General features: G+C 45.7%; 9 protein-coding genes. 5 read left to right on the forward strand and 4 right to left on the reverse strand.

Annotation, left to right across the window (positions count from 1 at the left end; genetic code table 11):
- Positions 1-12: 12 nt before the first annotated feature.
- Positions 13-1815, forward strand: a complete 1803-nt coding sequence (locus LS482_RS18635; protein ID WP_233029025.1) for a cytochrome-c peroxidase — start codon at positions 13-15, stop codon at positions 1813-1815.
- Positions 1816-1846: 31 nt separating this feature from the next.
- Here the strand turns inward: LS482_RS18635 and LS482_RS18640 are convergent, their stop codons facing one another.
- Genes LS482_RS18640 through LS482_RS18650 form a run of 3 tightly spaced genes read right to left on the reverse strand, consistent with a single transcriptional unit; the run spans position 1847 to position 7496 of the window.
- Complete coding sequence (locus LS482_RS18640) at positions 1847-4957, reverse strand: efflux RND transporter permease subunit (protein ID WP_233029026.1); 3111 nt, start codon at positions 4955-4957, stop codon at positions 1847-1849.
- An 11-nt stretch (positions 4958-4968) separates the two neighbouring features.
- Complete coding sequence (locus LS482_RS18645) at positions 4969-6159, reverse strand: efflux RND transporter periplasmic adaptor subunit (protein WP_233029027.1); 1191 nt, start codon at positions 6157-6159, stop codon at positions 4969-4971.
- The gene (locus tag LS482_RS18650) at positions 6156-7496 is read right to left on the reverse strand and encodes a TolC family protein (RefSeq protein WP_233029028.1); all 1341 of its coding nucleotides are present in this window, start codon (positions 7494-7496) and stop codon (positions 6156-6158) included. The genes LS482_RS18645 and LS482_RS18650 overlap by 4 nt, the downstream gene beginning before the upstream one ends.
- A gap of 781 nt (positions 7497-8277) precedes the next feature.
- On the opposite strand from LS482_RS18650, the gene LS482_RS21820 reads away from it, so the two are divergent.
- The 3 genes from LS482_RS21820 to LS482_RS18660 all read left to right on the forward strand — a co-directional run bounded on the left by LS482_RS21820 (position 8278) and on the right by LS482_RS18660 (position 9062).
- Positions 8278-8508: a hypothetical protein gene (locus tag LS482_RS21820; RefSeq protein ID WP_367890610.1), complete on the forward strand. Its 231-nt coding sequence runs from the start codon at positions 8278-8280 to the stop codon at positions 8506-8508.
- Positions 8486-8695, forward strand: coding sequence for a helix-turn-helix domain-containing protein (locus LS482_RS21720; protein ID WP_302849332.1), 210 nt, complete (start codon positions 8486-8488; stop codon positions 8693-8695). The genes LS482_RS21820 and LS482_RS21720 overlap by 23 nt, the downstream gene beginning before the upstream one ends.
- A 151-nt stretch (positions 8696-8846) precedes the next feature.
- Positions 8847-9062 (forward strand): hypothetical protein, encoded by a 216-nt coding sequence (locus LS482_RS18660; protein WP_233029030.1) that lies wholly within the window; start codon positions 8847-8849, stop codon positions 9060-9062.
- Here LS482_RS18660 and LS482_RS18665 read toward each other — a convergent pair.
- The gene (locus LS482_RS18665; protein ID WP_233029031.1) at positions 9054-10085 is read right to left on the reverse strand and encodes a LacI family DNA-binding transcriptional regulator; all 1032 of its coding nucleotides are present in this window, start codon (positions 10083-10085) and stop codon (positions 9054-9056) included. The genes LS482_RS18660 and LS482_RS18665 overlap by 9 nt on opposite strands.
- A 299-nt stretch (positions 10086-10384) precedes the next feature.
- On the opposite strand from LS482_RS18665, the gene LS482_RS18670 reads away from it, so the two are divergent.
- On the forward strand, positions 10385-13489 hold the full coding sequence (locus LS482_RS18670) for a SusC/RagA family TonB-linked outer membrane protein (protein ID WP_233029032.1): 3105 nt from the start codon (positions 10385-10387) through the stop codon (positions 13487-13489).
- Positions 13490-13494 lie beyond the last annotated feature (5 nt).

The following is a 13494-nucleotide window of genomic DNA, read 5'->3' on the forward strand; positions in this document are numbered from 1 at the left end:
AAATTAATTGAAATGCGAAAAAAGACTTTTTTTATAGTACTTATAATATTCATCGGATATTCCTGTAAAAAGGAAGACCTGAAAAAGATACCCGGCTGGGAAAACACGCGGAATTATTACTTGGAAGCCATAACCGATGCCATTAGCTATGCCGATTCCCTGAAAGCTGAAGGTGTTAAGGGCAAGAATGCCAAAAAGATGTTTAAAAAACTCCGGACAGCATTTAAAAAATCCGAACCTTACGCCTCCTATCTCAACCCGGAAGTAGGGCACAGGGTAAACGGTCCCGCCCTGCCTGTTTTTAAGGAAGACAACCAGAAGGTCCTGGCCCCCGTAGGGCTTCAGAAAATAGAGGAAAGCATCTACGAAGGCGGGGTTTCGGATACGGACTTCCGGTATGAAGTTGATATTACAAGGGGCATGCTGGAAGTATTGAAAAAAGACATGGAAAAGAGGGCCCTAAACCCGCAGCGTTTTTTTGTGGCCACACACCAGCAACTCTTCAGGATCATAAGTTTTTCGACCTCCGGTTTTGACACGCCCGTGAGCTATTTGAGCATGGATGAAATAGAAGTCTCACTTGATGCCCTGAGGGAAACATATAACCGGAGCATTCGCGATATTGTAAGGGAAAAGGACGATACGCTGAACAAACGGTTTCTGGAAGCGCTGGAACGGGCCGAAAATTACGCTTCTTCCCACCCGGATTTCGAAACCTTCGACCGGTTTACTTTTATCAGGGATTACATGAACCCCGTTACCCGTACCTGGGTTGACATCCGGAAAACGTCGGGAATCTGGGAAGCTTCGGATGATTTCCCTTTTAATTTCGACGCGCCCACCTTTTTTGAAGAAGATTCCTTTAACCCGGCCTATTTTACATCGAATACCAATAAAAATCCTTCCCGGGCACAAACAGAACTGGGCAAAAAACTGTTTTTCGAGCCCGGATTGTCGGCAAACGGCACTATGGCCTGTGCCACATGTCATATCCCCGAAAAAGCCTATACCGACGGTTTGGTAACGAATACCGATAACAAGGGAAAACCACTGTTGAGAAATACGCCTACACTGCTGAACGTAGCTTTCCAGAAAAGCTTCTTCTGGGACGGAAGGGCAGAAGATCTTTTGAGCCAGATATCTTCCGTATTTACTGATAAGGACGAATTCAATGTTACGGTGCATGAATTCAATACGGATATTTTAAAGGACAGTGCGTATCACGAAAAATTTAAAAAGGCCTTCGGCAATGTGCCCAAAAACAACCTGAACATTATAAAGGCCATTTCCTCTTACATCAGTACGCTGAATAATTTCGATTCAAAATTCGACAGGAATATCAGGGGGGAAGAAGCCACTTTTACCGCGGCGGAAAAACAGGGATTCAACCTGTTTATGGGAAAGGCCCTGTGTGCCACCTGTCATTTTATTCCGCTTACAAACGGTACGGTACCGCCGTTTTTTAACGATACCGAAAAAGAGGTTATCGGGGTTCCGGAAACGGCAGGTAACAATGCATTAGACGATGATTACGGCTTTTACTGGAAATACAACGAGGCCATTCACAAGGGCATGTTTAAGACGCCGACAATAAGAAATATAGCCGAAACAGCGCCTTATATGCATAACGGGGTTTACAATACCCTGGAAGAAGTCGTGAATTTTTATAACCTCGGCGGTGGCGGAGGGCTCGGTTTTGAACTTCCGCACCAAACGCTTCCTTTTGACAACCTTGACCTTACCGATGAGGAACAAAATGCCATTGTAGCCTTTATGAAAACACTTTCCGGGTCGGAAGATGTGGATAAATACTGAAGATAACAGCAGTCCGGTTATTTTTGACAGGTTATACCGTTTTTTCAGCGGTATTTTTCCTGTTCTTAATAATTGAACGGATGTCCTCCTGTACAAGATAGAGGCAGGGCACGATGATCAGGATAATGGAAGTGGCGAATACGATCCCGAAACCTAATGAAATGGCCATGGGGATCAGGTAAAATGCCTGTGAGGACGTTTCCAGGATAATCGGGGTAAGTCCGCCGAAAGTGGTCAGGGTGGTCAGCATAATGGGGCGGAAGCGCCGTATCCCGGCCTCGTGAATGGCTTTGTAGGCCGGCTGGTCTTTTCGTATACCGTTGGCGTAATCGATCATGATAAGGGAATCATTGACCACAACACCGGCCAGCGCTATCATTCCCATTAAACTGACCAGTGAAAGGTCGTATCCGAGGATAATATGCCCGATCACGGCACCGACTATTCCGAAGGGGATGGCCGAAAGCACAATAAAGGGCTGAACGTAATTGTTAAATGCCAATGCCAGCAACGCATAAATAAGCATAAGCGCCATGGAAAAGGTTCCCCACAGGGAGTTTGTCGATTCCCGCATATCGGCCTGGCTCCCTTCAAAGGTCCATGTAAGCCCGGGATAATCGGCCCGTAACTGCGGGAGTACTTCGCCCTGTATGGCAGCCAGGACCCTGCTTACGGCATTGGCCGGTTCGGCATCCATGCCTACATTTATCACCCTTCTCCCGTCCCGCCTGTTGATAGAGGTGAATGCTTCTTTTTCTTCCACCTCCACTACGTCCATTAAGGGAACTTCCATACTGTCCGGGGTCCGGATGATAAAATCTTCCAGGTTTTGTATGTCCTTGCGTTCTTCCAACGGCAGCTTTACGTGGATTTCCACTTCGTTATTGCCCCGTAGCTGCCGCATGGCCAGTGCGCCGAAAAAGGCGTCCCGCACCTGCCGGCCTACCTGAGATGCGGTTAATCCCAGATTTCTCCCTTGCGGTAAGAGCTTAAAATCGTATTGTACTTTACCCTTGTTGTAATTGTCACTCACATCGCGGGTATTTTCAAAAGCGGTCATTCTTTCTACAAAAACCTTGCTTGCCTTTGCCAGAACATCAATATCCGTATGGCTCAGGTCTACGCTGATGTCCTGGCGGTATCCACCGGGGCCCCGTTCGGCTTCGAAGGTGATCTGGTCTACTCCGCGGATATCGCCAATATTATCACGCCAAAGGGCAATGAGTTGGGCAGCCGTCATATCACGTTCATCGGGCGGCCGCATCACGATCTCCACATCGATAAAATTTTGTCCACGAACATTGGTTTTTATCCCTTCGGCCACCTTATACAAATCGTTTTCATCAAACATTTTCCGGGTGGCTTGGGTAACTTCTTCGGCCACTTTGGCGGCCTGGTCGGGTGTGGTCCCTACCGGGAGCCTGATCCCCGCTTCGATTTCATCGGCAGCGATTTCGGGCATTAAGATCATTCCCATATGGTCGCTGTAACCAAAGCTTCCCACAATGAGCAACAAGGCTACTGCAGCCGTCAGCGTAATGTAACGGAACCGGAGGCACTTATCCAGAAAAGGGCGGTAATATTTCCGGATGATACGGTCGAATCTCCTGGCGAACCTGTCCTGCGCATTTTCAAGTTTAAGGAGAATGCCTTTTTTCTTTTTCTTCCTGATATGTCCCAGGTGGGAAGGTAAAATAAAGAAGGCCTCTATTAGGGAGATCAATAAGATAACGATGACCACGGCGGGAAGGGGCCACCAGAACTTACCGGTTTCCCCCGGGATGAGCAGTAACGGTATAAAGGCGATAACGGTAGTCAGTATACTGAAAAACACCGGTCTTGACACATCTTTCGTACCCTGTATGGCCGCCTGCATGATACTCATGCCTTTCTGGCGGTATTCATATACGTTTTCCCCCACTACAATGGCATCGTCCACTACAATACCCAGAACCACCAGGAAGCCGAACATGGAGATCATATTGATACTGACGCCGATCACGGGCAGGAATGTGATCCCGCCGATAAAGGAGATTACCATGCCGATCATTACCCAGAAAGCAAGCCGGTATTCCAGGAACAGGGTCAGAATGACCATGACAATCACGATCGCCATCAAACCGTTTCCGGTGAGCAGGGAAAGACGTTCGCGATAGTCGTCGGCCCGGTTGCTGTCAATGCGGTACTGAACACCTGGAGGTAGCTGGAAGTCGTTCAGTATGTCTTTTACCAGTTCTTCGATATCGAGCGGCGACTGGTTTCCGACCCTGAAGATCTCCATGCCTACCGCCGGTTTCTGGTTGAACTGGCCGTGAAACCCGGTTTCTTCAAATCCGTCGGTAATCACGGCAATGTCCCTTAATTTTACCTGTGCCCCTGCCGGGGAAGAGGCAATGGTTATATTGCCGAACTCTTCGGCCCACTGTTTGCGTTCCTTCAGTCTGAGCAGGATTTCCCCCGAACTGGTTTCAACGGCCCCTGCCGGAACATCCCTGCTCGATTGTTCGACGATATCGGCAACCTGTCCCAGTGTTAATTGATACTGCCGTAAATTGTAACGCGGAATTTCTATGCGGGTTTCATAATCGGGGACATTGTTTAAAGTGACCTGTGTAATTTCGGGCTGACTTAAAAAGCGGTTCCGCAGGCGTTCGGCCAGTTTCCGGAGTGTCCATATATCGGCATCGCCGTAAAGGGAAACCTGCATAACATCGCGCTGGCGGTCCTGTAAGACCACTTCGGGTTCTTCGATGTCATCCGGAAATGTCCGTATCCGGTTCACGGCCTGGTCAATGTCCTGGAAGGCTTTCATCCGGTTGGTTCCGGCTACCAGTTCAATAGTAACGGTTCCCGAACCTTCCCTTGCTGTTGATACGATCTCCTTAATGCCCTGTACGCCCCTGACGGATTCTTCCACCGGCAGCAGGATACCCTGTTCCACCTCTTCGGGAGCAGCTCCGGGATATACCACACTCACTTCGACAAAATCCAGTTGAAACTGCGGGAAGACCTCTTTTTGTATGGAGAACATGGTATAAATACCGCCTCCTATCAGCAAAAACATCAGCAGGTTTGCGGCAATGGAATGACGCGCCATATAGGCGATAATACCTTTTTGTTTATGGGGTTGCCGGTCTTCCACGGGTGATCTTTTTACTCGGTTTGTAAATCGGGGACCGAATCTCTTCCGGTCCGCAGCGGAACGCCGTCGGTTACGGTACTGATGTTGGTGGTCACTATCTTTTCCCCGCCTTTAATACCATCTGAAACATATACATGATGCGCATCGATCAGCCTGATACTTACTTTGCGTATTTCCAGTTTGCCGTTGTGCATAACCCAAACGGTCCGGTTGTTCCGCAGGTGATCGCGGTCCAGTTTTACGACCTGCTCTATTTCTTTCCCCCGGATATAAGCTTCCACAAATTCACCTACCATAAGTGCAGGGACGTTTTGGCCGGTGATATCAGTACCTAATGGATCGGGGACCTTAATCAGCAAACGGGCCAGGCGGGTTTGCCGGTCGAGTGCGCCTATTTTTTTGTACAGGTAGCCCGTCCTGGTTTCATTTTGCCCCCAGGACGTTTTGTTGCTGATTTTTACGGCAGCCCCCTGTTCTTTGTCCTTTGAAGGAAAGGACAGCCATTTTAACTTATTGATGGGCAGGCTTACCTGTATCCAGTAATGATCTGTTCCTACCAGCCTGCCCAGGTTATCACCGGGGGCCACCTGTGAGCCTGCGGTTACATTCTGTGAAATTACCTGGGCATCGAAGGGTGCGGTTATACGCGTTCGCCTTACGTTTAATTCTGCCTGGTCAACAGCGGCCCTGGCCGCCTGGAGCTGTGCTTTTACGGCATTTAACTGGGGCTGCCGGAGGACGAGTGATCTTTGTTTGTCGGAAAGCGAGTCGCCGCCAACCAGTGCAAAATCCTGTTCGGCAATATGCTGCCGACCCATTTCTATGGTTAAATTGGTTTCGGCCTGGAGCAATTCGCTTTTGCGCAGTTCCAGTTGATTTTCATAATCCGAAGGGTCGATCCTTAAAAGCAACTGTCCCTTTTTTACCATACCGCCGGGTACAAATGCTGCCGCACGCTGAATGACCTGTCCGCTGACCAGGGGGCTCAATTGAATGTCCTCTACGGCCTGTACCGTTCCGGTAGCAGCAAATTCCGGGACAAACGTACCTTCCTTCACGGTCTCCACACTGACCAGCATGGCCGTTTTTCTGGTGGCTGCTTCGCTCTTTGCTATGGGTTCCGTGTTAAAGACCAGGAAAACCACGGCTATTGTGCCGAGCAGAATCAGTGTGCAAATAATGAGGATCCTTTTTTTACTCATAACCTTTTTGTCTTGTCCGGAATGTTCGTTCCGGCGTCATTTTCCCGACCAGTATCAAAACCCCCTGCGAGGGCCCGGTATAAATTAATTCGTATTTCATACAATTCCTGCCGGGTTTCCAGCCAGTCCCGCTGTAACTGTTGCTGCTGGTCCAGGGCCAGCAGCACATCGAGGTACTCCGTAAAACCGTTCAGGAACTCAATGCGTAATTGTGTATTGACCTTTTCGGCCATGGTCAACCGTTTTTCCAGTACATCCAGGCGTTTCAACTGGTTTTCTTCCCGGATCAATGCATTTTCAACTTCCTGAAAAGCCGTAAGTACGGTCTGCCCGTAGCGATAAAGCTGTTGCATTTTTACGGCCTCTGTCCTGTTTACTTCGGCCCGTAGCCTTCCCCAGTACAAAACGGGGGCCAGCAGGTTTGCCCCGAGTGTATATGCCCAGTTGGAGAATAACTCACTGTATTCGTTAGATCGCGCCTGCATGGAGAGGTTTAATGACAATCGCGGAAATTTGTTCCGCACGGCTGCGGCCATATCCCGGTCGGCGGCAAGCAATAAATTGTGTTCACGTTGAATATCCGGCCGCCTTCTGACGAGTTCCAGGGGGAGCCCGGTAGCGGGCAGAGCGGGGAGTTGGGGTAATGAATCCCGTAATTCCGCAGTAAAATTCCGGGGGGATGTCCCTGTCAGGACAGCGAGTTGGTTTTTAAAAATGCTTAAATTGGTTTCGTAGATGATGCGTTGATCTTTGGCTTCTTCCAGTAACTGGTGTTGCCGCAGGATATCCACACCTTTTATCTGGCCCCCTCCGAAACGGACCCGGATCAACTTAATGATCTTCTGATTGGTCTCGATCTGCTCCGTGGCAAGTTTTAACTGTTTTCGGGTGGTAAGGAGCTGAAACCAGACCGTTGCGATCTGGGCAGACAGGGTCATGGCAGCGGTTTGATAATCGTAATACGATGCCCGTAGCCTGAAATCTTCTGCTTCCAGGCCGGCCCGTATCTTTCCCCAAAGATCAACTTCATAGCCCGCCGAAAGTCCCAACTGGGTATTTTCCCCTCCGGCAAAATCGGGTTTCGGACGGCTTATCGCCGTTTGGGCGCCGACTTCGATATCGGGCAGTAAAAAAGTGGATTGTGTTTTGCGGATGGCCTCGGCTTCTTTTAACTGATACCATACGCTTGTTAAATTCATGTTGTTGGCGAAAGCACTGTCCATCAAAATATTGAGCTGCTCATCCTCATATGCCGTCCACCATTTATCGGGTATCACCGCTTGTCCCGTTGATGAAAAACTGTCCGGGTTTTCCACAAGGGGTTCAATAACACTCATTTTCGGAGAACAGCACGTGAAACCCGCCACTAATAAAAAGAAACCTGAAAATTTCCTTAGGCGCAGTATGTTCGGGGTATACGATATCAATTTGACAAGTGTATTAGGGAAACGTTCTGAAACTCATACAGGTGTTTTAAAAATAGCGTATTTTGCTTAGTTAACCAAATATCAGCCAATAACTTAAAAGTGAAATACCGTTTCACGGCCCTACGGAAAGAAAAACTGCCGGGGAAATTTTATAACCGGGTCCGGCTGCCCCGCATTTCAACAGCCTTTGAATTTGAAACGAGAAAACTTGCAGGATTATGCCGGAATGTTATGGATGACACAAAAGTTATTGTATCCTGTAACATCGTATAATTAACGCGGGTTCGATAAGACAATGTTTTGATTATAAAATTCTTATGTAAAAATAATGCTGCCACCCCGACTTTTCAACATCAAAAGAATTGTTAATCTATTGATCTTTAATGCTTTTTGTTTTTAGTCATAGCATTTAATATCGTTTGTATTCACCTGAATTCACTCCATCTGGTGAACAAATCGGTGAATAGTTGTTCTTCAGATTGTTGTATCTTTAAGAGGCTTTTAGTGGCGGTTTGACTTTCGTTTTTACAGGAAAATGATGTGTAATTTAAGACGAATGCCATGAAAACAAACAGTACATTCGGTGTGATCTTCTTCACCTGAAAATCCCGGAGCAATCCTATTTTTTAGACATTTATGTACGTATTACAGTTAACAGACGGCGTGCAGAAGTTTAGTGTAAAAACACTCTATCGAAGCCAGCCTTTGGGACAATACCAAAGACCGGGTAAAGGGCTCCTTCCCCGAGAACCGCCGGCTCAACGCTTACCTAGATGAAGTGTACGGCCAGCTATTCGACTGCCACAAGCAATTATTGAGCGAACTTAAAGTCATCACTCCCGATGCTATTAAAAAACGGTTTCTCGGAGAGGACGAGCAGCACAAAACCCTGATGCAACTTGTTACCTTTCATCAGGTATGAGCCGGTCGTTACTGCATACCAAGATAAAAAAATAACCGGGTTGAGTGCTTCGGAATATATAAAAAGAAGCCGGATGAAAAAGGCATGGCGATGGATCAGGTCGGGGAAAAGCATTTCCGAGGTCGCTTATAATGTAGGGTACAGTGCCCCCAATTATCTCAGCAAGGCATTTAAAAAGGAATTTTAGCTGACCCCCTCCCAGTTTGCAGGGCAACAGGATGATGGTAGCAATGATATATGAGTTTTGCCGGTGTTAGTCGGTTGTATTCAACAATTGTCCCCTATAATTCAACAATTTTATTTGCACGGCATAAGCCGACATACATAGTTTTGGAATTATGAAAAGTGCAATATCACTTTTTTTAATACTATTGGTGCTGTCCCGCAAAGATAGCAAGAAAGTAAACAGGACATCCGGAACAACCACTGTGAGGAAACCCAATATAGTGTTGCTTTATGCAGATGATCTCGGGTATGCCGACGTGGGGTGCTACGGTGCCGTTGGAGTAGAAACCCAAATATTGATAAAATGCCCTCATATGGTATCAGGTTAAAGGTATTGAAGACTCGCGAATAATGAGTTTTGCCGGGATTACCTTATGTTGTATTTCATCGCCGGTTTTTTTCTTTTCCAGGATATCCAGCATGATCTTCATCATGGCTTGCCCTATCTGTGCAAGAGGTTGCGAAACTGCAGTAATGGTAGGAGTATAGATATTGAAAAAATCATTGTCGTCAAAAGTAACGATCCCCAGTTTATGGATTAATTCGGAATCTGTTTTTTTGAGGAAGGCAATACCGTCCTGGGTGAGGTAATTGGTGGCAAAAAAAAGGCTGTCAACATTGTCAAACCCTCCGAAGGTTTTAAGAAAAGCCTTTTCAACACTCCGGGGATTGATGTTCTGATAGGGGAGTTTTAAAGTCTGCGGAGCGTGACCGGCTTCACGCATGGCTTTTTCATATCCGCTGAGCCTGTCCAGCATCTGGGTCTGGTTGATGTCGGTAGTGAGAAATACCACTTTTGAAAAATTGTTTTCAATGAGGTGTTTGGTGGCTTTGTACGCCGCATTTTCATTATCAATGATTACATGCCCTACCGGGAGCCCTTTAAAATACCGGTCAAACAAAACAACCGGGATGTTGTGGTCCAGTAAAGACTGTATATCGTCCCGGATACCGGTTGACGGGACAATAAAGAACCCGTCTACCGAACGTTCCCTGAAAAACTTGATGAGTTCTTTCGAACGGGTATCATCGTTTTCATTGCTGCAAAAAATGATTTTGTATCCTTTTTTATGCGCAATGTCTTCTATAATACGTGCAATGCTGGAGAAGAATAAATTGCTGATGTCTTCTACCATTAACACGAGAATTTTCGAACGGCCTGTCCGGAGGCTTTTGGCAATGGTGTGCGGTTGGTAACCGATCTCACTGATATAATCTTCGATTTTTTGAATAACACTCCTGGAAATGTTCTTTTCTTCCCCCTTTCCGTTGAGGACAAAGGAAACGGTAGTGGTGGAGACCTTTAACTCTTCTGCGATATCCTTTAGTCGAAGTCGGTTTTTGGATGCCATAGCGTTGGGTTGATACAATAATTTTGGATGTGCCGTGGCAAAAATAGTTATTTTTTTTCTCCACTTGTGAATTATTGAAAATAATGGTGTTATGTTTATTATTATGGTTTATTGTGTGCTATTTAACGTTATTTTTAATGTTTGTGTTTGTAATTTAACAATTATGTGGTTTAAGTGATATATGTGTAAAATTTAACAGGAGTACTTTCTTTTATGAATTTTAACAAGTATGTTTTCTTTACTAAATCGATTTACTAATTTAGAGAAATCAAAACTTTTAACTAAAACTTACTTTATTGATGAAAAAAAACACTAACATTTACCAGGAAATTATTCCTGGCAACGATCAACGCCATTTACTGGTTAGGAAAAACAGGTCGGGAATTGTCCTGTTTTTCCTTTTTATGATCCTTACTGTATTGTCTGCACATTCGGCCTTTGCAGTGAAACTTTACGATGAAGAAACAAACAACAATCAATTTGTTGTTTCGGGAATGGTTACCGATGAAGAAGGAGTTCCCCTGGTTGGAGTCAGCGTAATAGAGGAAGGCACCCAAAACGGAACGACCACCGATTTTGACGGAAATTACAGCCTGGAAATCGGTGCTTCCGATGCGGTACTCCGGTTCTCATATTTGGGAATGAAAACTGTCAGCAAGGCGATTGGGAACAATACGACCATCAATATACAGATGTTTGCTGACAATCAATCCCTCGACGAAGTTGTGGTGGTGGGTTACGGAACGCAAAGCAGGAGATCGGTAACCACATCGGTATCCAAAGTCTCGGCAGATGATTTTAACCAGGGCGTGGTAACCTCCCCGTTAAACCTTATCCAGGGAAAAATCCCCGGTCTGGCTATTACACAGGCCGGAGGAAATAACCCGAATTCCAGTGCCAGTTTTCAGATCAGGGGTGTTACCTCGGTTACCGGTGATATGTCTCCGTTAATCGTTATAGACGGGATTCCCGGGGGAAATCTGGACCTGCTGCAACCCAATGATATTGAATCTTTCGATGTATTGAAGGATGGTGCCGCCGCCGCCATATACGGGACAAGGGGGAATAACGGGGTTATTCTTATTACTACCAGAAGCGGTAAAAAAGGGAAAAGCACCTTTGATTACAGTACGTATTTATCCCGGGATTTTGTGCGTAACAGGCCCGACTTTCTTTCCGCATCCGAATACCGGGATCTCATTGACAGGGGAATCATAGGAGAAGGTAACGACCTGGGATATTCGACAGATATATACGACGAACTCGTGAACAAGTCTAACCTGAGCCAGTATCACAATTTTGTGGCTTCCGGTGGTGGGGAAAACGGTAATTATCGGGTGTCCTTGTACATGAGTGACCTTCAGGGTATCGCCAAGGAAAATTCCAGGGAAGAGTATGGTTTAAGGGCTAATATCCGCCAGTCTACAGTAGACAAGAAATTCAATTTCCAGAGTAGTTTTGCCATTAACCTTAATGATGCCAACTTGCTGGGTGGCGGGAATTTTGGAGTAGTGTCCGAATGGAACCCTACAGCTCCCATCCATGCCCCTTATTCGGTAGGAGAAGGAACGGATTTATACAATGAAGGAAAATATGGTTATTATGAACCCCAAAACGGTTACAACCCTTTTTCACGTTACGAAAATCGCTTTAATAAACGTGACCAGGTCACTTTTTCTGCCGATGCCAAGGTGAGTTATGAGGTTATTGACGGCCTGATCTTCTCGGTTTTCGGATCGTACCAGAGGAATAGCTGGAATGATCGCTATTATCGATCCACGCGCGACTGGGATCAGTATAATGAAGGCAGCGCTTATGACGGTACGGCCTATGCCAAAAAATCGAACCATCTTTCCTCAACCAAAACCTTTGAACCCACATTTAATTTTGAAAAGACTATTGATGACCACCAGTTCGGATTATTGGGGGGATACAGTTATCAGTATTCAACTACGGAAGAATACTCGATGGACAACAGCGGCTTTACTACCGATGCCTTTGAAGACTGGAACTTCGGTTCGGGAAATGCTATTACTGACGAATCTCTTCCCAATATAGACCTGTACAGTTTTAAGCAAGACAATACTCTTATCGCCTTTTTCTCTCGGGTCAATTATTCCTATCTGGACCGTTATTTTCTCCAGGGGTCTATCCGGTATGAAGGCTCTTCAAGATTCGGTGCAAATAACAAATGGGGGAGCTTTCCCGCAATTTCCGCAGGCTGGATGGTCTCGGATGAGGAATTCATGGAAAACATAGACTTTGTTTCCAGTCTCAAATTGAGATTGGGATACGGAATTACGGGAAACCAGGGGATACCTAATTATCAATCCCTGATTACATTGGGTACAGGTGGAAAATATCCCATTTTCGATGAGGAAGGCAACGCTACATATTATCAAACCTACGGGCCCAATAAAAATCCGAATCCCGATTTGAAATGGGAGAAAAAGAAAGAATGGAATATAGGGATTGACTTCGGATTGTTCGGAAATAAAATAAGTGGTGCCATCGATGTATATAATCGAAAAACAGAAGATCTGTTGTACAATTATACGGTATCTCAACCATCTTATGTTCATAGCACCCTTTATACCAATGTAGGTACTTTGGAGAATAATGGAGTAGAACTTGCACTCAATATGGTTGTGATGAATACCGGGAACTTTTCCTGGAATATGGACCTTACCGGAAATTACCAGAGAAACGAATTAGCTTCTCTGTCGAACGATACTTTTTCTGCGAAAGAAATCAGAGGAGGAAATATCGGAAACCCGGGAAATCTTGGAGATGCCATAAGGAATATTGAAGGAGAATCTATCGGAAATTTTTACGGTAAAAGGTTTGCCGGATTTACGGAAAACGGGGAATGGCTGTTCTACAAAGCAGACGGTTCTACAGGAAGAACAGATGAAATGACCGAAGAAGACTATACCGTTATAGGTAATGGTTTTCCGAATTTTAACGCTTCCTGGACCAATACATTTAAATATAAGAATTTTGATCTGACCCTGTTTTTCCGGGGAAAGTTTGATTACGATATTCTTAATACCGTTAACCTTTTTTACGGTAATCCAACACTTCTTCCCGGCAATGTACTCTCTTCGGCAATAGACAATAGCGATCATATTTCGGAAGCTCCTCAGTATTCAGACTACTATTTGGAAAGCGGGGATTTTGTAAAACTGGATAATGTTACATTCGGATACAATTTCAATCTCGGGGATAATAGTCCGTTTACACGTCTACGATTATACGTAAACGCCAGAAATGTATTTACTATTACGGGATATAGTGGTGAAGACCCCGAAGTATCCGATACCGGACTATACCCTGGAGTTGACGATCGGAATTTTTATCCCCGGACCTCTACTGTAACCACTGGAATCAATCTTCAATTTTAAATTAA

It is taken from the genome of Sinomicrobium kalidii (assembly GCF_021183825.1).
Lineage (GTDB): Bacteria > Bacteroidota > Bacteroidia > Flavobacteriales > Flavobacteriaceae > Sinomicrobium > Sinomicrobium kalidii.

Excerpts from the sequence above, each read along its gene's own strand:
- LS482_RS18645 (WP_233029027.1), bottom strand. The coding sequence starts at position 6,159 with ATGAGTAAAAAAAGGATCCTCATTATTTGCACACTGATTCTGCTCGGC.
- LS482_RS18670 (WP_233029032.1), top strand. The coding sequence starts at position 10,385 with ATGAAAAAAAACACTAACATTTACCAGGAAATTATTCCTGGCAACGAT.
- LS482_RS18650 (WP_233029028.1), bottom strand. The coding sequence starts at position 7,496 with ATGAGTGTTATTGAACCCCTTGTGGAAAACCCGGACAGTTTTTCATCA.
- LS482_RS18665 (WP_233029031.1), bottom strand. The coding sequence starts at position 10,085 with ATGGCATCCAAAAACCGACTTCGACTAAAGGATATCGCAGAAGAGTTA.
- LS482_RS18660 (WP_233029030.1), top strand. The coding sequence starts at position 8,847 with ATGAAAAGTGCAATATCACTTTTTTTAATACTATTGGTGCTGTCCCGC.
- LS482_RS18635 (WP_233029025.1), top strand. The coding sequence starts at position 13 with ATGCGAAAAAAGACTTTTTTTATAGTACTTATAATATTCATCGGATAT.